18 protein-coding genes are annotated in these 22,098 nt (G+C 40.4%); all 18 read left to right on the top strand.

Going from position 1 to position 22,098, the window contains the following annotated elements:
* On the top strand, positions 1-210 hold a 210-nt coding region (locus VGB26_06510; GenBank protein ID HEX9757438.1), incomplete at its 5' end, for a hypothetical protein.
* A gap of 197 nt (positions 211-407) precedes the next feature.
* On the top strand, positions 408-1,067 hold the full coding sequence (locus VGB26_06505) for a response regulator transcription factor (protein ID HEX9757437.1): 660 nt from the start codon (positions 408-410) through the stop codon (positions 1,065-1,067).
* A gap of 204 nt (positions 1,068-1,271) precedes the next feature.
* Positions 1,272-1,937, top strand: coding sequence for a response regulator transcription factor (locus VGB26_06500; GenBank protein ID HEX9757436.1), 666 nt, complete (start codon positions 1,272-1,274; stop codon positions 1,935-1,937).
* 451 nt (positions 1,938-2,388) lie between these two features.
* On the top strand, positions 2,389-2,760 hold the full coding sequence (locus VGB26_06495) for a hypothetical protein (GenBank protein ID HEX9757435.1): 372 nt from the start codon (positions 2,389-2,391) through the stop codon (positions 2,758-2,760).
* 21 nt (positions 2,761-2,781) lie between these two features.
* Positions 2,782-3,612, top strand: coding sequence for a hypothetical protein (locus VGB26_06490; GenBank protein HEX9757434.1), 831 nt, complete (start codon positions 2,782-2,784; stop codon positions 3,610-3,612).
* A 590-nt stretch (positions 3,613-4,202) separates the two neighbouring features.
* Positions 4,203-4,634 (top strand): hypothetical protein, encoded by a 432-nt coding sequence (locus tag VGB26_06485; protein HEX9757433.1) that lies wholly within the window; start codon positions 4,203-4,205, stop codon positions 4,632-4,634.
* A 20-nt stretch (positions 4,635-4,654) separates the two neighbouring features.
* Positions 4,655-6,187, top strand: coding sequence for a YifB family Mg chelatase-like AAA ATPase (locus tag VGB26_06480; protein HEX9757432.1), 1,533 nt, complete (start codon positions 4,655-4,657; stop codon positions 6,185-6,187).
* 131 nt (positions 6,188-6,318) lie between these two features.
* Positions 6,319-8,691, top strand: a complete 2,373-nt coding sequence (locus VGB26_06475) for a PBP1A family penicillin-binding protein (protein HEX9757431.1) — start codon at positions 6,319-6,321, stop codon at positions 8,689-8,691.
* A 235-nt stretch (positions 8,692-8,926) separates the two neighbouring features.
* A complete protein-coding gene (gene glnD, locus VGB26_06470; protein ID HEX9757430.1) occupies positions 8,927-11,575 on the top strand; it encodes a [protein-PII] uridylyltransferase in 2,649 nt (882 codons plus the stop codon).
* Between the two features lie 278 nt (positions 11,576-11,853).
* The gene (locus VGB26_06465; protein ID HEX9757429.1) at positions 11,854-13,584 is read left to right on the top strand and encodes an NAD+ synthase; all 1,731 of its coding nucleotides are present in this window, start codon (positions 11,854-11,856) and stop codon (positions 13,582-13,584) included.
* Positions 13,585-13,820: 236 nt separating this feature from the next.
* Positions 13,821-15,023 carry a bifunctional 3,4-dihydroxy-2-butanone-4-phosphate synthase/GTP cyclohydrolase II gene (locus VGB26_06460; GenBank protein HEX9757428.1) on the top strand — a complete coding sequence of 401 codons (1,203 nt, stop codon included), beginning with the start codon at positions 13,821-13,823 and terminating at the stop codon, positions 15,021-15,023.
* A gap of 48 nt (positions 15,024-15,071) precedes the next feature.
* Positions 15,072-15,512: a 6,7-dimethyl-8-ribityllumazine synthase gene (gene ribH / locus VGB26_06455; protein ID HEX9757427.1), complete on the top strand. Its 441-nt coding sequence runs from the start codon at positions 15,072-15,074 to the stop codon at positions 15,510-15,512.
* 59 nt (positions 15,513-15,571) lie between these two features.
* Entirely contained in the window at positions 15,572-16,033 is a 462-nt protein-coding gene (gene nusB, locus VGB26_06450; GenBank protein HEX9757426.1) for a transcription antitermination factor NusB, read from the top strand.
* 106 nt (positions 16,034-16,139) lie between these two features.
* Positions 16,140-17,432 (top strand): adenylosuccinate lyase, encoded by a 1,293-nt coding sequence (gene purB, locus VGB26_06445; GenBank protein HEX9757425.1) that lies wholly within the window; start codon positions 16,140-16,142, stop codon positions 17,430-17,432.
* A gap of 245 nt (positions 17,433-17,677) precedes the next feature.
* Positions 17,678-17,923, top strand: coding sequence for a phosphoribosylformylglycinamidine synthase subunit PurS (purS, locus tag VGB26_06440; protein ID HEX9757424.1), 246 nt, complete (start codon positions 17,678-17,680; stop codon positions 17,921-17,923).
* Positions 17,924-18,007: 84 nt separating this feature from the next.
* Positions 18,008-19,267, top strand: coding sequence for a DUF4388 domain-containing protein (locus tag VGB26_06435; GenBank protein HEX9757423.1), 1,260 nt, complete (start codon positions 18,008-18,010; stop codon positions 19,265-19,267).
* Positions 19,268-19,328: 61 nt separating this feature from the next.
* Entirely contained in the window at positions 19,329-19,709 is a 381-nt protein-coding gene (locus VGB26_06430; protein ID HEX9757422.1) for a response regulator, read from the top strand.
* A 43-nt stretch (positions 19,710-19,752) separates the two neighbouring features.
* Positions 19,753-21,837 (top strand): chemotaxis protein CheA, encoded by a 2,085-nt coding sequence (locus VGB26_06425; protein HEX9757421.1) that lies wholly within the window; start codon positions 19,753-19,755, stop codon positions 21,835-21,837.
* The last annotated feature ends 261 nt before the right edge of the window (positions 21,838-22,098 follow it).

Genomic DNA, 22,098 nt, shown 5'->3' with positions numbered 1-22,098 from the left:
GAGGTTCCTGCAAAATCCAGTTCGTCATTCCCGAATGTTTTTATCGGGCCCGCCTGCCGGCAGGCAGGAATCCAGGATTCAAAAAATCAACATCTTCTGGATTCCCGCTCCCCGATAGAGGCATTCGAGGACAGGTTTCGCAGGAATGACGGGAAGGGCCTGGATTTCCGCTTTCCCCTGCCTGCAAGTGCCCGCCGGACAGGCGGGTAATGACAAAATTTACCCACTCACTTCCACGATGAGCCAATTTAATAAAATATCTTAAAATGAGAAGGATTAATTGTTAGGTGATTGCTTGATAAAAATACTTAATTTCCAGAAAATAAAATTTATGGTACAAACATAAGAGATAATAACCGGTTTTATTTTTTTAGTTTTTTTTTGGTGAATAGAGTAATAAGGCGGGTATGGAAAAAATTCGGATTTTTTTGGCAGATGACCAGGTCCTTTTGCGTGATGGAATTCGTGCAATTTTTGATTGCCAACCAGGATACGAGGTCGTGGGTGACGCAGGGAATGGTGTCGAAGCGATTGAGAAGATCAGAGCAGAAAACCCCGATGTGTTGATAATCGACATTCGGCTTCCGGGCCTGAACAGTTTTCAGGTCATTAACCAAATCCATCAAGAATTTCCGAATTTAAAACTCTTGGTCTTGACCATCTATTCCCAAGAAGAATATATTTGCCAAGCCAAAAAGGAAGGGGCGTCCGGCTTTTTAAATAAAAATTCCCCTTCTTCAGAGTTAATTCGGGCGGTAAAAATAATTAGCCGGGGGGATTCTTATTTTAGTCCTTCCCTCCCTGGAGATTTAAAAGAAGAAATTTTGGGAGACCTTGGCTCGAGAAAAGAGAAAAAAATTGGAATTCCTTTGACGGAAAGAGAACAGGAGGTTCTTTTGCTTATCGCTGAGGGATTAACCAATAAGGAAATCGCAAAAAAATTAACTTTAAGTGTTAAGACTATTGATAACCATCGCTCCAATCTCATGATGAAACTTGGGATTCATGAAACCGCGGGTTTGGTCCAGTTTGCGGTCCTACAGGGTTTTATTGATCTCAAAAAATAGAAACGGGGGAGAGTAACGTAAGTTAAATCTTTTGGAATTAAACGCCTTTATTTTTTCAAAGACTCAAGACTTTCTTTAGGGTCTTTTTTTTTTTGAAAATAAGGGGTTTACCGGATTTACAAGGTGTTATCGCCATATTAGAATCTCTAATTGTTTGATCATGATTAACTTTTAATATTTTAATTTTTAGAAAGGGGTAGTCCCGTGAGCGATAAGACAATATCTGTTGTTATTTTTTCTGGAGAAATGGGAATTCCCAAGCAGCTTGAGGGCGCCATCTCTATTCCGAGTAAAATATCCGTTGTTCTTCAAACATCAGATTTAGAAAAGGGTTTTAAAAGGGTAAAAGAATTAAAGCCTCAAATTATTATTGTTGATTTAAATCAAGTAGAGGATGAAAAAGTTCCCTTTTTAATTAAAATCCAGGTTTCTCATCCTGAGGCAAGAATTTTGGTTCTTTTGGATGAGTACCTTTTAGGGGGGTGGTTGCAAATTTTTAAAGTGGGGGTTAAAGGGATTCTTGAAAAATCAAATATCGAACAAAATCTTTCAAAAGCCATATTGGTTGTTCAACAAGGGGGAATCTTCATAGAACCCAAGAGAATAGAACAGTTTATGGAGCAGACTGCGGCCAGAGTAAAACAAGCTGAAGAAAAAGCGGGGAACCTTCTTACCGATAGGGAAATCCAGGTTTTGAGGCTTTTGGCAGAGGGGTATACCGTTAAAAAAGCCGCTTCCCTACTGGATTTAAGCCCGAAAACAGTAGATACTCACAAGGCAAATTTAATGCGTAAAATAAACGTTCATCATCGAACCGATCTGATTAAATATGCACTGAGGAAAAAAATAATTTCTTTGCATGAAGAGTGAGTGAGTTTTCCTTGAGGTGATGAATTTCGGATAATAAATGGAAATAGAACAAGCGTTTTCTTTAAACCTTACCTCCCAAAAATTTTAATACCAACAAGGGGAAAGGGGTAGTTCATCCTTTTCCCTTGTTGAAAAAATAAGGATCCTTACGGAACCCTTAAGACCTGTTTCTAAATCAGCATCCTTCCTTGGTTTCTTCTCTTCCCATTTCATAAAAAAACTCAAAACCGATTCTTTCATGAACGTTTTATACCTTTGGGTTCTTGGGAAAAAACAATCCTTTAATTTAATTTGAACCCCTAAACCAGAAATAGAAGGAAAAGCGTTTTTTCTTAAAAAAATTACCCGGGCAAAATCCTGTTTTTTTCTTAAAAATACATAAATTGTGAAATTCCTTAAGCTTGACCTGGCCTATTTTCCTGGAGTACATTGAAAAGAAAAGGAGGGCGGTATGAGGGTTTTTGGGGTGTGTTTAGGAATTTTTTTGTTGGTTGGATGTATGGGGCCTTCGAGAATACCCCCTGGCACAGATGAAGGAATTGAAATAAATCTATCTTATCAAATGGCGTTCCAAGAGCTAAAAAGTATGCTCCAGACACGAGGGTATACTGTTTCAATCGCCGATGAACGGGTTGGGATTATTGAAACACTTCCGAAACTTATGGCAGAAAACCCCGGAAGCATTCAGCATAAAGTGCTTCTTTCATTTTTGCTCAGAGGAGATAGTACCCGTACGACAGTGTATATGAGGTTTATTGTAACCAGTGATGTTCCGGAGGAGAGGAAAAAATTTAAGGAAATGCTCAAAGGGCTTTCCCCTTAAAATTGACAAAGGTTTGCAAACATGAGGCCTGTTGAATTCAGAACATTTGTTTTTCTTTTCATTATTCTTATGGTTCCTTCAACAGGATTTTCCTTTCATTATGGGGATCGGGTCAGTCCCGTTCCCGTTTCTGTAGAGCTGATTACAGGGGTCCAGGAAAGGGATATTGTTGAAAAGAGTGAAGATTTGGTGGACCCATGTTGTAAATTTAAAGGGGATGCGGTTTCCTCCCGGTTATTGGCTCGGTTAGGGATTGAGGCCTTCCATCGGGTTGAACTGTTTGGCCTGTTTGGTGGGGTGGGGTTAAGTATCGATGAATTCGGTGGGTTTGATAGTAATTTAAATATGACTTTTGGAGGAGGGGCACGGTTCATACTTTATGAAGCGCCATTTCCGCAGGCCTCCCACATTTTTTTAGAATATTCCTATCTTCAGTTCGATGCGGAAGATCGTGTCGAGATTTCCAAGTGTTCAAATCCAAATGCCAGTAGTAATTGTAGTCTTTCCACTGCTACCTTTGTGGGGACGGTTCAAGATGATGAGATTAAGTGGAGGGAACATGTTGTGAAAATTGGGGGTGATTCCCGGGTGGGTTATTATAGACCTTATGGGGGGATCAGGTTTTCTTTGGTGAGGGGGGATGAACATTTTTCTTTGGTAAGCTCTCCCTCTGTTTCAGATCCAGGTTTTAATCCAAATATTCGCTCTGCTAGTATTGAAGAGGATGATTTTTTCGGAGTGTTTGGGGGTGTTGATTTTTTTTTAGATCCAAGCGATTCTCTGGTCTTAAACATTGAGGTTAACCTTTTTGATGTTAATTCAATTCAGGGGGGTTTACGTTTTAAGTTTTAAAATTGTGGGATTGGAAAGAGTAGGTTATGAGAAAAACTAATTTTCTTTTTTTAATAATTTTGTTTGGAGCAATAATTGCGGGAGGGTGCTATCGTTACACCGATGGGTATCCAAATAGTTCCTTTTATTCTTCTGAATCCTCAATCCTTCCGTTCTCTCAAATTTACTACAATAATCCTGATTACGGCCCGTATTATACCCCTTATCCCTATTATGGATATCCATACCCAAATTATTATCCTTACCCTTATTATTCCCCTTACCCCTATTACCTCTATCCCTATGGACCCTATCCCCGGTTTTATTTTGGGGGATATTATGTTTATCCACAAGGGGGTTTTCCTTCCTCGTCTCCCCACCGAACTTTTCGTTCCCACTCTTCAAATAACCCTTCTCCTAATACCCCTGCCCCGCCTAAAAAAGAACGACGTTTTAAGTAAAAAAATCGTTCCCTTAAGTGGGTCTAGTTTTCATTGGATTTGTGTTTGAATTTGACAGGTTCGTAAAATCATGATATTTAAGCTATAGATTTAAGTCCTCCTTTTTTTCGTTGAAAAAATTGAATTTTTAAAGTATCCAATAGGACATTTATGGAAAATTTAGAAAATTATTTGGAAAATCTACAAAAAAAGTTGGGTCTCACCGATTCTGAAAACCTTGCTGATCGGCTTTCCATTCCCCATGAAACCCTAAAGGGTATGTTGCGGAACCAATGGATACCTAATGATGAGCTTTGTTTGAGAATTGCCTATCTTTCTGGAGACGATCCTGCTTTGGTTTTAGCCATTGCTCATTTTTCAACTGCCAAATTGACTTCAAAACCTTTCTGGGAAAAAATTCTTTTAAAATTGAGAAACGGTCGTGTTTTTAGTCGGGGTTATAGGGATCGACGTTCATGGAATGAAAGGCGTCTGCTTTACTCAAAACCTCCACCACCATTAGTTTCTGGCTCAACCCCAGAGAGGCGTCAAGGTGCCGAAAATCGTCGGATGGTGATGGACCGGCGGCTACCATCCTTTTAATTTAAATTTAGGGGATAACAATGCTCTCTAAGACCTTGAGTTGTGTGCTCTATGGTCTGGATGCCCACCTGGTCGAGGTCGAAGTTGATCTGTCCTTAGGTCTTCCCATGTTTTCAATTGTAGGACTTCCCGATCTGGCCGTAAAAGAAAGTAAAGATCGGGTTAGGGCGGCCATAAAAAACACCGGGTATCCTTTTCCAGTCAAAAAGATTACTGTTAACCTCGCACCCGCCGATGTGAAAAAGGAGGGCTCAGGTTTTGACCTTCCCATGGCTGTTGGAATTTTGGCTGCGGAAGGAATTATTAAGGAGGAAACCCTTCGAGATTTTTTGATGATCGGTGAGCTATCCCTGGATGGAAGTATCAAAGGGGTAAAAGGGATTCTTTCCATGGCAGTGGCTGCCCGTAGTGCAAGGGTGAAGGCTTTTCTGGTTCCTGCTTCAAAGGCAGCGGAGGCTGCTGTTGTTTCAGGGGTTGATGTTTTTCCCATGGAAACATTACCTCAAGTTGTTGAATTTTTGAATAAACGGATTAACCTTGAGCCCCGAAAGGTAAATTTAGAGGGGTTATTTGCGCAGAATTCCCACTACCAACAAGATTTCTCCGATGTAAAGGGCCAGGACCTTGCCAAAAGGGCTTTGGAGGTATCCGCTGCTGGGGGCCATAACATTCTGATGATGGGCCCCCCCGGTTCGGGAAAAACCATGTTGGCCCAACGGATACCCACCATTTTACCCCCAATGAATTTTGAAGAAGCAATTGAAACCACCAAAATCCATAGTATCATGGGGCTTTTAGCCGAACGACAAGGGTTGGTGGGAACTCGTCCTTTCCGATCGCCCCATCATACCATTTCGGATGCGGGGTTAATTGGAGGGGGCCAAATTCCAAAACCAGGGGAAGTGAGTCTTGCTCATAATGGTGTTCTTTTTCTGGATGAGCTACCCGAGTTTAAACGAAATGCTCTGGAGGTGCTGAGGCAACCGTTAGAGGAGGGGAAGGTTACCATTTCCCGTGTCAATGCATCCTTGTCTTATCCTGCTCATTTTATGCTAATTGCGGCCATGAACCCCTGTCAATGTGGATTTTTTACGGACAGGACAAGGGAGTGTTTATGCACCCCCGCCCAAATACAAAGATACCGGGCAAAGGTTTCTGGTCCTCTTTTAGATCGGATTGATATACATATTGAGGTGCCTACCGTGCCATTTAAAGAGTTAACTCTGGATCCCCTTCGGGAAGATTCAAAAGCCATTCGAGAAAGAGTGCATCGAGCCAGAAAAATGCAGGTAGAACGGTATAAAAGAGAGGGCATTTATTGTAATTCCCAATTGAATCCCAAACAGTTGAAAAAATATTGTGAATTGGATGATGATTCCCAAAAACTGTTTGAAATGGCCATGAATAAATTAAGTTTATCCGCCAGGGCCTATCATCGGATCCTAAAGGTATCCAGAACCATTGCGGATTTAGATCAAAGAGGGCGAATAGGTGCTCAGGACGTTTCTGAGGCCATTCAATACCGGACCTTAGACCGAAAAAATATTGTTTAACCCATTCCTTTGTGATTATCCCTTCCCTTTCTACCCTTTTTCTTAAAAAGAATGATACAATAATGAAGGTTTCCTGTATTTATTAGGGACCGAAAAAAGTAAGGTTTTATCAATAATAAAGGTTATTATTCGTGGCCCCAAGGGAAAGAAACCCAACCTCTTCCGTTAAGCGGTTATTGCTTTTGGCCTTCCTCTTTTTTGGGAGTGTATCTTTTCTTTTTTTTGCCAGTGGCGCAGGCATCGTTTGGTATTTTTCTAGGGATTTACCCTCTTTGGATTCATTGCGCCAATATCAACCCAGTTTAGTGACCAAAGTGTATTCAGAAGATGGGAGTGAAGTTGGACAGTTTTATATTGAGCGTAGGGTCCTTGTTCCCCTTTCTCAGATGCCCCAAGAACTTTTTCAGGCTATCATTGCAGTGGAAGACTCAAGGTTTTTTGAGCACAAGGGAATTGATCCTTTTGGAATTTTCAGGGCGATTTTAGCCAATTTGGAGGCTTTTAGGATTAGGCAGGGGGCAAGTACCATTACCCAACAGTTAGTTCGGTCTCTTTTTCTTTCCGCTGAAAAAAGCTTTAAGCGAAAGATTAAAGAGGCCATCCTGGCACGGAAAATAGAGCGGATTCTTAGCAAAGATGAGATATTGGAAATTTACCTCAACCAAATCTATTTTGGCCATGGGGCCTATGGGGTCCAAGCGGGAGCACGAACGTATTTTGGTAAAGATGTTAAAAGTCTTTCTCTTGCTGAATCTGCCTTTCTCGCAGGTCTGCCCAAGGCACCAAGAGACTATTCTCCCTATAATGATCCAGAAAAGGCAAAACATCGGCAAGGGGTGGTTTTACGCAGGATGGTGGATGAGGATTTCATTACCGCAGAGAAATATCAAGAAGCTTACCAGGAAGACATGTATTTCCAAAAGTTAGGCCATAGTGAGGAGACCGGGCCTTATTTTTTGGAATATGTGAGGCAGTATATCGCTTCTATTTATGGGGAAACTGCTTTATACCGAGGGGGATTAAACGTTTATACCACTATGAACCTTCAAATGCAAAAAGTGGCCACTCAGGCGGTTAAGGAAGGATTGCGAGCCATTGATAAACGTCAAGGATTCCGTGGACCCATTGATCATTTTATGAATAATGAAGCAAATGAAAATGGAAGTTTAATGAAGGGAATGGTTAATACCATTGAAATAAAGCCAGGAGCTATTTTAAGAGGGGTGGTAACCGAAATCTCCCCAGATGGGGTGGGGGTGCTCGTTAATGATGTGAAAGGGAAAATTTTAAAAGGAGATATGAACTGGGCGAAAAGAAAGGTTACCGGCAAAGATTTAAGGAAAGATTTTCAGGTTTCCTCTGAATTGGATCCCGGAAAAATTTTTCAGATTGGTGATGTGCTATGGGTTAAAACCAAGACATATCATCCCCTTTCCAAGGAGGGCACTTTTTCTTTGGAGCAGGAACCGTTGGTTCAAGGCTCTCTCTTATCTTTAGATCCAACCACGGGTGCGATTAAAGCCATGGTGGGGGGGTATGATTTTGAAAAAAGTGAGTTTAATCGGTCCATTTATGCCAAACGGCAACCCGGATCGGCATTTAAACCTATAATATTTGCAGCGGCCCTAAACCTGGGTTTTACCCCGGCGTCCATTGTGTATGACTCCCCTGTCATTTTTGAAAACTTTCAAATGGAAAAAGTTTGGAAACCAGAAAATTATGAAAAGAGGTTTTATGGGCCTATTTCTTTGAGAGAAGCACTGACTCACTCCCGTAATGTGGCCACCGTCAAACTCTTAGAAAAAATAGGAATAAAAAATGTAACTCAGTTTTCCCGTCAACTGGGCATTGTAAGTCCTTTAACCAATGACCTTTCCCTAGCCTTGGGTTCATCCAGCCTATCCCTGGTTGAATTAACCTCGGTTTTTGGGGTTTTGGCAAATGAGGGTTTACGAAATGAGCCTTATGTTATCGATTTAGTCACGGATCCTTCGGGGAAGGTATTAGAGCGCCATTACCCTGAATCTCAAGGGGTCGTCCCCAAGCATACCGCGTATTTAATCACTAACATGTTGGTGGATGTGGTTCAGCGGGGGACAGGAAGGCGGGCAAAAGTCTTAGGAAGGCCACTTGGGGGAAAAACAGGAACAACCAATGATTTTACCGATGCGTGGTTTGTTGGGTTTGTAAAAAATTTAGCCACGGGGGTTTGGGTTGGGTTTGACGATATGCGATCATTGGGGGATCGTGAATCTGGGGCAAAAGCCGCCCTTCCTATATGGATTTCTTATATGAGAGAAGCGCTTGAAATAATTCCTTCGATACCTTTCGAGATTCCTGAGGACATTGTGTACGCAAAAATAGACCCAAAAACGGGACTGCTGGTTTCTCCTGAATCGAAAGAAGGGGTCATTGAAGTTTTTGTGAAAGGGACAGAACCTCAGGAGCATTTCTCCTCGTCCCCTAAACCTGTTGAATTTTTTGAGTTGGATCAATCCCTTTAAGTTATATTTTTCCCTCCAAAAGTAAATTTTTAACCCTGGTTTCGAGGGGGTTTTTAAAAAGGGTGTCGAAAGCTAACTAAAACCTGAAAAAAAAGGTAAAAAAGGTTTTTGTTGCTGTCATTGTTTCTTGTTCCTCCTTTATTAAATAAAACCGTTGAATCCAATTTCAAATACTTTTAAAATATAATGGAGTAGTAGAAAAGTTAACAGGCCATTTCCCATCTATGGTTCAAGAATGAGACGCATTGACGAAAAGCTAAAGGAAAAAAATCCCTCGGATCTGATTCCTGGTCTCAAAAATATCCTCCAAGAGAAACGGTTTGAAATATATGAACTTCACAAGCGGGGGGCATCAGGAAAGCATACCGTTGTCGCTTTGACAACACTTGTAGATGAGGTCCTCACTCATTTGTACCGGGAAATTTTTAAAAAAAATCCCACCCATGAAAACATCCAATCACAATGTTGTTTAATTGCCGTGGGAGGGTACGGAAGAAAAGAGTTGGCCCCATTCTCGGATATTGATCTTATGTTTTTATTTGAACCCGGGGTGAAAGCCGAATATGAGGAAATAGTAAAGGAAATGCTTTACCATCTCTGGGATTTAAGGTTTACCCTGGGGAATAGTTTGAGAACAGTTGCAAATTGTATTGAAGAAGCTCAAAAAGATATAACGGTTAGAACTTCCTTGATGGAAGCCCGGTTACTCTCCGGTAATGAATTTCTGTTTCGAAAATTTAGAAAGGAATTATATGACAAATTCGTGGGTCGAAAAATTGATCGATATGTAAAGGAAAAAATAGAGGAAAGAAAAGCGAATTTTTCACGATATGGGGGAACGGTGTATCTTTTGGAACCGGATATTAAAAAAAGTGAGGGAGGGCTCAGAGAAATTCATTACCTCCAATGGATTGCTCTAGCCAAATATAGAACCTGTTCTCTTCCTGAACTCCAGCAGCAAGGGTATTTATCTGTGAAAGAGTTTAATATCCTGGCTGAAGCTCAAGATTTTCTCTGGAAGGTTAGGGCCGAAATGCATTTTTATGCCGGTAAAAATTCGGATATCCTGACCTTTGATGAACAACAAAGGCTGGCAGGGCTGTTTCATTTCTGTGATCAAGACCATCAGTTAGGGGTCGAACGGTTTATGCAGCAATATTATCTTTATTCCACACGTATTCATGAGATCTGTTCCAGGTTTATTGAAAGGAATAAAAACAAGGGAAGGGTTGTCAATATCTACAATCGTTTTTTCTCCAAGACCCTTAATGGAATGTTTGCTCTTGGAAAAGATGAAATCAGTGTATTGGGAGTGAATAGGGAAAAAATTTTATCCCAAGGAAAATATATTCTTGAGCTGTTTTATTTGGCGAAAACCCATAAACTTCGGATTTCGGATGAGACTCTGGAAATGATTCATCATGGGATGGAATTTCTCCCTGAATCTTTTTTTAATACCTCTGATGTGGCCCACTTATTTATTTTAATCTTGAGTGAGCCGGGGGGAATTGCTAAAACCCTTCGTTTAATGCACCAGGTATCTTTGCTGGAAAAGGTAATTCCCGAATTTTCCAGGGTCAACCGGCTTGTGCAATTTAACCAATATCATAAATTTACAGTGGATGAACATTCATTCAACGCCGTTGAGCATGCGGAAAACTTAACTAAAGTCGGGGAAAATTTAAATAACATTTATAGTGAAATCAAACGAAAGGACATCCTCCATTTGGGTATACTCCTTCATGATATGGGAAAAGGATTGGGGGGAGATCATAGTGAGAAGGGGGCTGAGATAGCGAGCTCTGTTGCATTTCGTTTGAATTTTGATAAACGAGACCGGGATCTTTTGGTTTTCCTGGTTAGGTTTCATCTTTTAATGACTCATATCGCTTTTCGACGGGATCTTTCCGATGAAAAGGTGTTGGTTAATTTTGCCAGAAAGGTTGCAAAACCTGAGGTTCTTAAAAAATTATATGTGCTCACCTGTTCTGATATTAAAGCGGTGGGGCCTGGTACATGGAACGGGTGGAAAGAGAACCTTTTGGCGGACCTTTTTTATAAAACATTGGAAGCATTGGCGGGAACCGAAAGCACCCTTTCTAATAAACAGCGCATTCAAAAAATTTGGGAAGAGGCCCTACAACGGGTGGGTTCGGATTATCCCCAAGATTGGCTTGAGGAACAGCGAAAGGATATGTCGGAACGATATCTTTTGGTGACTCCCGTTGAAAAAATCATTAAAGATTTATATCGGATTCGGCAATTGGAACCTGGGGGAATTGTTGTAGATGTGGAAGATCGTGACCCCTCAGGGGTGGTTGATTTGAGTGTTTATACTTTTGATAATATTATTCCTGGACTTTTCTCTAAAATTTCAGGGGTTCTTGCGGCCAAAGGTCTACAAATATTGGGAGCACAAGCCCACACTAGAAAAAAGGGGATTGTGGTGGATACGTTTCAAGTGGTAGATCCTGATTATACTGGAAAAACCCCGCAAGAACGGTGGAACGAAATCGAGGAAACCCTGAAAGGGGTTTTACAGAAGAAAATTGAGGTGGAAAAACTTTTTGGAAAAAGGTTTTCTGGAGGTGAGAATAAACAGGTAGGCGCTTTATTGGAACCCACCTTGGTTGAGGTGGATAACGATTCCTCAGATGATTATACTATCATTGAGGTTTTTGCGGCCGATCGGCGGGGATTACTGTATGTTATTACCAAAACCATTTTTGAATTAGGCCTCTCGGTTTTTTCTTCCAAAATTGCAACACGTTTGGACCAAATTGTGGATGTCTTTTATGTCAAGGATGAGGAAGGAAAAAAGGTAGTTGATGAAAATAAAATTAGTGACCTAAAAGAAAAAATTATTAAAGCAATTGAAATTTAAAATCTCTCCTGAGATCCCCCCTTTTTTCCTTTCCCGTACCCAATAAAATTTATCTTTTTCCTTATGAAGTAAAGGAAATAAATTAAATAAATTAAAAAACAACCGTTGACCTAAAAAACTAAAAAGATTTTCTATAAACCCTTTATGTTCTTTACTTAGCAATCCTGTTTTGTTAATGATGAGAAAAGAAAAAAAATTGCAACGGTTGAAAAATCCTAATTCTTGTGGTTGGTTCACCGTTGAATGAATTTTTTGGAAAATTTTGGAGGAATGGGAAGGTGACGGCTTTTAGAATAGGAATGGCACAGATTAATCTGACCGTTGGGGATATAGAGGGAAACGGGGAGAAAATCCTTTCGTATATAGAAAAAGCCGAAAAACTGGGAGTGGATCTACTTTCCTTCCCTGAATTGGCAATTACAGGTTACCCCCCAGAAGATTTATTTTTAAAACCTAACTTTATTCAGGAAAATATTGAAATTCTTCGAAAACTGTCTCGGAAAACCGAGGGAACCGCTGTAATTGTGGGGTATGTCGAAAAAGGGGAAAAACTCTATAATTCAGCCGCTGTTATGGCACAAGGGAAAATTTTTGGCTCCTATCGAAAAATGTTACTACCCAATTATGGTGTATTTGATGAAAAGCGTTATTTCAGGGAAGGGGAAGACCCGCTGGTTTTTGAGTGGTTAGGAACCCGTTTTGGGGTAACCATTTGTGAAGATGTGTGGTTTTCCCATGGTCCATGTCGGGTTCAGGCTGGAATGGGTGCCGTTTTGATTATGAATATTAGTGCCTCTCCCTTTTATGTAGGAAAGTGGAAGCTGAGAGAGAGAGTTCTCTCCCAACGCGCACGGAAGGATCGGGTTTGGATTGCCTATAATAATCTTGTGGGGGGGCAGGACGAATTGGTTTTTGATGGGCATGGAATGATCCATGATGATCGAGGGATTTTGATCAAAAGAGGGAAAGTTTTTGAAGAAGATTTAATTCTATTTGATTTAAATTTTAAAAATTTAAAGGATGCCGAAAAAATTCAAAAACCCCTCCTAACCAATAAAAATAAATGGTTCGTAAAAATTCAATCTCCTTTGTATAGAAAAAATAGAAAACCGATCAAAGCTTTGAGGAAAAACGAGGAATTCCGGATTAACCCAGTGGAAGAAATTTACCGGGCCCTGGTAATGGGAACAAAAGATTATGTTGAAAAAAATGGGTTTTCTGAAGTGGTCATTGGATTGAGTGGAGGAATTGATTCTGCATTGACGGCCACCATTGCCGTTGATGCCCTGGGGTCAAAGAGAGTCGTTGGGGTGTTCCTTCCCTCCCAATACACCTCTCTGGAAAGTGATCAGGATGTTCATTCTTTGGTAAAAAATTTAAATATTCGTTTTATTCAGATTTCCATTCAAAACCTTTTTCGAGAATATACCAAAACCCTGAAAAAAACCTTTGGAGGGATTCCGAAAGAGATTACAGAAGAGAATATCCAAGCCAGGATTCGGGGAAATCTTTTAATGGCTCTATCTAATAACTTTAAATGGTTGGTCCTTACCACCGGAAATAAAAGTGAAATGAGTGTGGGCTATGCAACCCTCTATGGGGATATGGCAGGTGGTTTTGCGGTCATCAAGGATGTTCCCAAAATGATGGTATACCGGTTGGCTCGATATCGAAATGGACCACATGGGGGGCTTATCCCACAGTCCACAATCAAAAAAGAACCCTCTGCTGAATTAAAACCGAATCAAAAAGATGTGGATTCATTACCTCCGTACCGGATATTGGATCCCATTTTAAAAGCCTATGTTGAAGAAGATCTTTCTTTTTCAGAAATAGTCCAATTAGGGTTTGATTGGAAAACCGTTAGAAAAGTGATCGATCTTGTGGATAATAGTGAATACAAAAGAAGGCAAGCCCCACCTGGAATTAAAATTACCCCCCGGGCCTTTGGAAAGGATCGAAGGATGCCCATTACAAACCGATATAAAGATAGGGGCAAAATCCCTTGATCCAAATTTAAAGGAAAATCACAGGATGAATAGGTAGAGGTTTTTTATTTATTTTGTGTTTCCCTATTTAATTAAATTAGGTTTTTTTATTTAAAATAAGAGTCGTCCTTTGGGTTAATAGTTGAAGTTGACTAAATTCCTTTTTTCTTATATATTTAAAGGACTTTTAAGTTTTAGCAATATCTGAAATATATTAAAAATGCCTGCTAAATTCCAAATATGGAGGTTTAAAGTTTTTGACTTTTCATAGCGTTGAAGACGTGCTTAAAGATACCCGCCAAGGAAAAATGATCATCATGCTTGATGATGAAGACCGAGAAAATGAAGGGGATCTTGTCATGGCTGCTGAAAAGGTGACTCCAAAAATCATTAATTTTATGGCCCTTCATGGGCGGGGATTAATCTGCCTCACTTTGACATCAGAAAGAGCAGAGGAACTTCAATTACAATCCATGGCTCAAGAAAATACGGCATCCTACGGGACTGATTTTACGGTCTCAATAGATGCCAAAGTTGGGGTCACAACAGGAATTTCCGCAGCGGATCGAGCCAAAACAATTCTGACTGCCATTGATCCAAAAACCAAACCGGCTGATTTATTGAGGCCCGGGCATGTTTTCCCCATTCGGGCGAAAAAAGGTGGGGTTTTGAGGAGGGCAGGCCAGACGGAGGGTTCGGTGGACCTGGCGAAATTAGGCGGGTTGTACCCCGCTGGTGTAATCTGTGAAATTATGAATGAAGATGGGACAATGGCCCGGTTACCCCAGCTTTTTGAATTTTCAAAGAAGCATGGGTTAAAAATGACTACGGTGAAACATTTGATTGAATTTCGAATGAAAAATGAATCCTTTATTCGAAAAGAGGCTTCCGCTTTTTTACCAACCGAATATGGTGATTTTAAAGTGGTTGTATTTAAAAATGAAATCGATGGGGGTTCCCATTTGGCCCTGGTGAAGGGAAAAATTCGGGGGGGGGAAGGGACCTTGGTTCGTGTCCATTCTGGTTGTTTGACGGGAGATGTTTTAGGTTCAAAAAGGTGTGATTGTGGTGATCAATTGCATAAGGCAATGCAAATGATTGAGAAAGAAGGGCGGGGTGTATTGCTTTACCTCAATCAAGAAGGCCGGGGAATTGGTTTGTTGAACAAGTTAAAAGCCTATCAATTACAGGATGAAGGCAGGGATACGGTTGAGGCTAACCTTGAATTGGGTTTTAAACCTGACCTCCGCGATTACGGAATTGGGGCACAAATTTTAGTTAGTCTTGGGTTAAAAAAAATAAAATTGATTACCAATAACCCTAGAAAAATTGTTGGGGTTGAAGGATATGGTTTAAAGGTAGTCGAACGGATTCCAATCGAAATGCCTCCCCATGATCGAAATGTTCGGTATTTGAAAACTAAAAAGATGAAATTGGGTCACCTCCTAGAGCAGGTTTAACTTTTAAAAATAATTTGAATTATGGGAAGAATTTAAGCGGAGAACCGTGTGGCACGAGAAATTCGTATTGGTATAGTGGCCAGTCGGTTTAATGATTTTATTACCGATCCCCTTTTAAAAAATGCTGTAACCGCTCTCAGACAGAAGGGAGTGAAGCAGAGTCATATTGAAGTGGTTAGGGTTCCCGGTGCCTTTGAAATTCCAATTGTGGCAAAAAAACTTGCACTTTCAAACCGCTTTGACTCTATTTTGTGCCTGGGTGCCATCATCCGGGGTGAGACACCCCATTTTGATTTTTTGAGTGCGGAGGTTTCTCGAGGGATAGGGCAGGTTTCTTTAGAGGTGGGCATTCCGGTTATCCATGGTGTTTTGACAACCAATACAGTAGAGCAGGCCATCGAACGCTCAGATTCAAAAAGGAAAAACAGGGGGGAAGAAACCGCCTTATGTGCCTTGGAAATGGCGACACTAATCAAAGTTTTTAAATGAAAAATTCCATTTTACGCTGGAAATTAACTTAATCGGGTTTAAGTAACGGAGAGTTGTTGATGATCAGTTCACGTAGAAGGGGAAGGGAATTAGCCCTTCAAATGTTGTTTCAATGGGATTCGGTTCAAAACTCCTCCCCCCAAAGCATTTTCGAAGCATTTCAGGTCCAAGGGGCTTCCGAAAATGTGGAAGGGTTTGCAAAGGTTCTTGTAAAAGGGGTTATTGAGCACCGCTCTGAGATTGATCAGATCATTCATAAAAATGCGGAGCATTGGACCCTGAATCGAATGCCGATTGTGGACCGAAATATTCTCCGTTCTTCAATTTTTGAACTTCTTTATTTAGATGAAATTCCGGCAAAAGTCACATTGAATGAAGCCATTGAGGTGGCAAAACGGTTTGGTTCTGAGGACTCGGGGAAGTTTGTGAATGGGGTGTTGGATAATATTTTACAAAAAAACGAACGGCTTTTTCAAAAGTTAAAATCTCAGGAATTCCAAAATAAAAAAATTAATATTTAAGGTAAAAAAAGTTTTATCCCTAGAGTTTGGCCAGGCAGTTTTGAAGCCATGAGGTTAGCAAAATTACTATAGAATAGGTTTAACCAATTAGGCGAAGGGTTTAGATGTGATTAGCCGTTATACACTGCCCGAAATGGGAAAAATTTGGGATATTCAGAAACGCTTTGAGACTTGGTTACGCATTGAAATTCTTGCCTGTGAGGCCATCTCGCAGCTGGGTTTGATTCCAAAGGAAGCGGTTCAGACCATTAAAAGAAAAGCGGTTATAGATGTAGACCGAATTTTGGAGGTGGAAGCAGAGACCAAACATGACGTCATCGCATTTGTAACCTCAGTGGCTGAATCCGTTGGGCCTGAGGGTCGTTATATACATTACGGTTTAACCTCTTCGGATTTATTAGATACCTCCATGGCTTGCTTACTGAGGGAAGCGTCGGAACGGATTATCGGGGGTTTAAATGAATTGCTTGAGGTATTAAAAGAAAGAGCCAAAGAATTTAAACAAACCGTTATGATCGGCCGGTCCCATGGCATCCATGGGGAACCCATCACTTTTGGTTTTAAATTGGCCATTTGGTATGAAGAGACACAAAGAAACCTCGAAAGAATGGAAAAGGCTAAGGAAGAAATTTCGTACGGAAAAATTTCTGGATCCATGGGGACCTTTGCCCATCTGCCTCCATTCGTAGAGGAGTATGTTTGTAACCAAGTTGGGTTAAAACCGGCCCCCATTTCGAATCAGGTGGTTCAGAGGGACCGTCACGCCCAATTTATGACTACCTTGGCCATCGTTGCAAGTAGTTTGGATAAATTTTCAACTGAGATTCGTCATTTGCAGAGAACGGAGGTTAGAGAGGTAGAGGAATTTTTTTCTGATACACAAAAGGGTTCTTCCAGTATGCCTCACAAACGAAACCCGATTGGGAGTGAAAATATTTCAGGGTTAGCCCGTTTGGTTAGGTCCTATTCGCTTGCTGCATTGGAAAATATTCCTCTTTGGCATGAACGAGATATAAGTCATTCCTCTGTGGAACGGGTCATCCTGCCGGATGGAACCATTTTGGTAGATTTTATGATCCAGCGCTTTATCAATCTATTAAAAACGCTTGTGGTATTCCCCGAACGGATGGCAAAAAACTTGGATTTGACTGGAGGTTTAATTTACTCTCAACGTTTTTTGCTAGAATTAACTCAGAAGGGAATCGAACGCGAACAAGCATACGGTTTGGTTCAAAAGTATTCAAGGGAGTCCATGACAACAGGGAAGCGTTTTGATCAACTGGTGAGGAAAGATCCATTGATCCAAAAACATTTTAATCAAAAAGAAATTGACGGATGTTTTGCTCCTGACTTTTATTTGAAACATATTGACACTATTTATAAAAGGGTTTTTGATTAAAACCTGCTTTACCCTTTTTTATTTTTAAGGAAAAATACACATTTATATACTGACAATCTTTCAGGGGATCCCGTAAATATTTTTGAAAATATGGAATTTATCAATTGAGGAATCCCTCAGCCAAACGAGGGAATTCTTAAAACCGATTGGAACGTAACTGATTATTATTTGCCCGCCATGCCTCTCCAGTAAAATGAGGAGAGTTCCCTGGGCATTCTGTTTTTAATAATGATGGCCAAATTCGCATGAAAGCCCGTGTATATGTCACTCTTAAAGAGGGGGTTTTAGATCCTCAAGGAAAAGCCATCGGAAATGCTCTGGGTAGCCTTGGGTTTAAAAACGTTAAAGATGTTCGTGTGGGAAAATTTTTTGAAATAGAGCTGGTTGGTATTAATGCCTCGCAGGCCGATTCTCAGCTTAAAGAAATGTGCGAGAATTTATTGGCCAGTACAGTAATTGAAGATTTTAGATTTGAAATCATTCAGGGTTAGATTCCGGGTTTTTAATCCTTTGTGATATAATTAAATTGCAAAAGAATCGGCTTGATTTCGCTTTAAAAAGGAAAAAACTCCCCAATGAGTCTTGAAGGTCGTCTAGAGGATTTAGGCCTACCGGATATTTTTCAAATTATTGGACTCAGCAAGAGATCAGGCGTTTTGACAATTATCAGAAAGGAAGGATCCGGACGCCTCGTTTTTCATGAAGGTCAGGTTGTTTTTGCCAGCTCTGATCGTTTAGGGCGATTGGGGTACAGCTTGGTCAGAAAAAACTTGATTTCGAATGAGGATTTGGAAAGTGCGTTGAGGCTCCAAAAGGCCAAATCCCTTAAAAAGCCAATAGGAACTATTTTATTGGAAATGGGTTTGATAACTCAAGACGCTTTAGAAGGAGAAATTCGAAATCATATTCTTTTGGTTGTCAGGGATCTTTTGTCATGGGAAAAAGGTTCGTTTCATTTTGAACTGGGAAAAGTAATTACTGAGGATATTGTCTTCAGTGGGGGAATGAATACAGATTTCTTGTTATTGGAAGGGGCTCGTCTCCAGGACGAGGAAAAAGAGAGAGGAGGGGGTGGGGGCTTTCCCTCTGAGCCCACTCCAGAAAAATCTGTTTCACCAATGGGGTCTCTACCTCCTTTTTCTCCGACCCCTGAAACGGAAGAATTCCATCCTGTAGCTTCCCCGGGTCCAAACCCGATCCAACCCCTCTCAATGAGTCCTTCCAAAGGCCCTTTTACCCCCTCAAAACCCCTGTATTCCCCTGTAACTCCTTCAGAAATTCCCCTGTCAGATCCACCCATTGGGGCCAAGAAAAACAGAAAAGATTTAGTTCTTCTGACCTCAATGATTGAAGAGTTATCCGGGCCTTCGACCAGTAGTGAAATTACATTATTGGTTTTAAGATATGCAAGTGAACTGATGAATCGTGCGGTTGTTTTCTTGGTTCGAAAGGATGATATCATGGGGTTGGGGCAATTTGGGGTGGTGCTCAAAGAAGGGGGAGAAAATGAAAAGGTCCGAAGTATCCTTATCCCCCTAGAGGGACAATCGATTTTTAGGGATGTGGTTCACAAAAAAATTTCTTATAGAGGTCAGGTGGATCAAGGCCACTGGGATTCTTATTTACTGGAACAATTAGGGGGGGGCAAACCCTTAGAAGTATTTGCTGCCCCTTTAATGAGCGATGGAAAAGTAATTGCCATTTTATATGGGGATAATTTGCCCAAACAAGAACCTATTATGGAAACAGAAGGTTTAGAAGCATTTATTCGGGTAGCCGGGTTTGCCTTTGGGAAGGCTTTTTTAGAGCGTAAATTGCACGAATCCAAATCCTGAGGAACCCCTTAACAGGGGCCGGAGATTCCTCCCAAATGAGTTTCACACAGAAGGAAAGCTTATGCCAAAAAAAGTATTGGTGATTGATGATTCGGCAACCATCCGTTCGATGATTTCAAATTCCATAGAAGAAATTGGGGATTTTGAGACATTGGAGGCCAGTAACGGATTTGAGGCCCTCAAAATGCTTCCTGCAACCCTGTTTGATTTAATCATTACGGATATTAATATGCCTGAAATAAATGGTTTGGAAATCGTTAATTTTGTCCGAAACCATCCGGTTTATCAAAAGATTCCCCTTATCATTGTAACAACGGAACAAGGCGAAGAAGACCGGAAAAAAGGAATTGAATTGGGAGCCACAGAGTACGTTACCAAACCATTTGATCCCGAAGAGTTAAAAAAGATTGTTTTAAAAGTAATGGAAGAACCGCTTTCATAAATTTTGAAAAATTTCTTTAATAAACCTTGTTAGGGGTATCAGAATGAGTGAGAAAACCCAAAGTGCTTCGATAAAAGAATTTGTGGCGGAAGCAGAAGAGATTTTGGAGGGACTAAATCAAAATTTATTGGCTATGGAGGCAATTCCAGACCGATCGGTTGTAAAGCCGGAAATAATTAATGCCATTTTTAGAGGTGCCCATACCTTGAAGGGGATGGCAGGGATGGTGGGACTTGAACAAGTTTCTATTTTGAGTCACAGCCTTGAGGATTTGTTTGATAAAGTAAGGATGGGGCGTCAAAAGGTAAGCGATGGTTTGGTAGATGTGCTTTTTGAGGGGGTTGAAATTCTAAGGAGTCTTGTGGAACTGGCCTCCAAAGGGAAAAGTAACAAAATTGATACTTCCGTATTAATTCAAAAAATTCAAGAAATTTCTTGTGGGGAAAAAGGACAAACCAGCGATCAAATTTTGGAAAAGGCCGGGGTTGACCCTGAAATTTTAAAAGTCTTGACTGAGTATGAAACCCATCGATTAATTGATAATATTCAGAGGAAGATCCATTTATTTGAAGTCGTTTCCGTTTTTAAATTGGAATCATTTGATCGTGAATTAACCCTTCTGAATTCTAAAATTCAGTCTTTGGGTGAAATTATTACCAACCTTCCCAACAGTGATTTTGCCAATGCCGAGGGGATACAATTTAGATTAATTGTTGGGAGTAGTCATGACTATTCCTCAATTTCAAAGGCCCTAGAAGATGCTGGTGTTCAAATTAAAGAGATCCAGTATGGATTAGAAGGACCATCTGAAAAAGGCCTAAAAGAGACCACATCCCATTTCTCTACGGGGGACCAAAATGAAGGAGACAAGGAGGTTCAGCCTGAGGCCGGTCAAACGGTTTCTCTTAAGAGCCTGAGTCAAACCATTCGGGTTGATATCAATAAATTGGATGGCCTTTTAAATGTGGTTGGGGAACTGGTTTTAACCAAAGCCGTCATTCAACAAATTGCAAAAGATTGGGTGATGGAAAGAGGGCTAACCGGGTTAGCCGGAGAACTACAGAAAACAGTGCAAATATTAGACCGACGGGTCACGGACCTGCAAGAGGGTTTGGTCGAAGTGCGAATGATTCCAGTGGGTCAAGTTTTTGATCGCTTGATTCGTGTTGTACGAAAAATTTCAAAAGAAATCGGAAAAGAAATAGATTTGCAAATTTCAGGGGAAGAAACGAAATTAGACAAATTAATGATTGAAGAAATTGCCGACCCCTTGATGCATATTATTCGAAATTCCATTGATCATGGAATTGAAAACCGGGAGGAGCGTCGGGCTTCAGGAAAACCGGAAATTGGGAAAATTCGATTGAATGCAATTCAGAAAGGGAATAATGTGGTTATTGAGGTTTCCGACGATGGCAAGGGAATAAACAGGGAAAAAGTTTATCAGACCGCTCTTAAAAAGGGCCTGGTTGTCGAGAATAAGGAATACAGTGATAGGGAAATTTTAAACTTTCTTTTTGTTCCTGGTTTTAGTACTAAAGAGATCGTTACTGAAATCTCTGGTCGGGGTGTAGGCTTAGATGTGGCTGCTAAGAATATAGCAAAGCTGAGTGGTATAGTAGATGTTGAGTCGGAGTTTGGTATTGGAACTACCTTTTCCATTACCCTCCCAATCACCCTGGTAATCATTCAGGCATTGATTGTTAAAGTAGAAAAGGAGGTTTTTGCAATTCCTCTTAATTCTGTTCTTGAAAGCCTTAGAATTTCCCCTTTAGATATTAAGACGGTTAAAAGAAAAGAGGTTATTTATTTGCGGGATCGAACCCTTTCATTGGCCCGGCTAGATGTTATTTTTAACCTGGTCCAGGGGGAAAAGAATCAAGAGAACTTATATGTTATTGTAGTGGGAATTGCTGAAAAAAAGATTGGTTTAGTGGTGGACGGGATAGAAGGACAACAGGAAATTGTCATTAAAACGATTGGGGAATTTTTAAAAGGAGTAAAGGGCATTGCAGGTGCAACGGAATTGGGAAACAGAAAAACGATTCTGGTTCTGGATGTCGGAAATTTAATTGAAGAATCCAGTAAAGGGGAAACTCAAAAAATAGAGCAATCCACTGAAAAATAAGCAAAAGGGAATTTTTATAATTTTAAAGATTTTTTTCAACAATCAGGACCTTTGGGGGATTGGGCTACTTTTTTAGTAATTTCTAAATTTTATAAAATGATTATCATGGCTCTACCTTTTGGGACTGACGAATTTTGTTCACATTATTAAATTTTGTACACCTGATATTTTCTTTCCGACGAACACCTTCCATTTAAAAAATTATAACCTATTGTTTTAAATATTGTTTTTGGTTTTAAGGTTCCCAAAAGCATTGGCATA

The sequence above is a fragment of the Nitrospiria bacterium genome (genome assembly GCA_036397255.1).
Taxonomy (GTDB): Bacteria; Nitrospirota; Nitrospiria; order DASWJH01; family DASWJH01; genus DASWJH01.
Note: the sequence above shows the minus strand (reverse complement) of the source record. Positions and strands in the feature narration are given on the sequence as shown.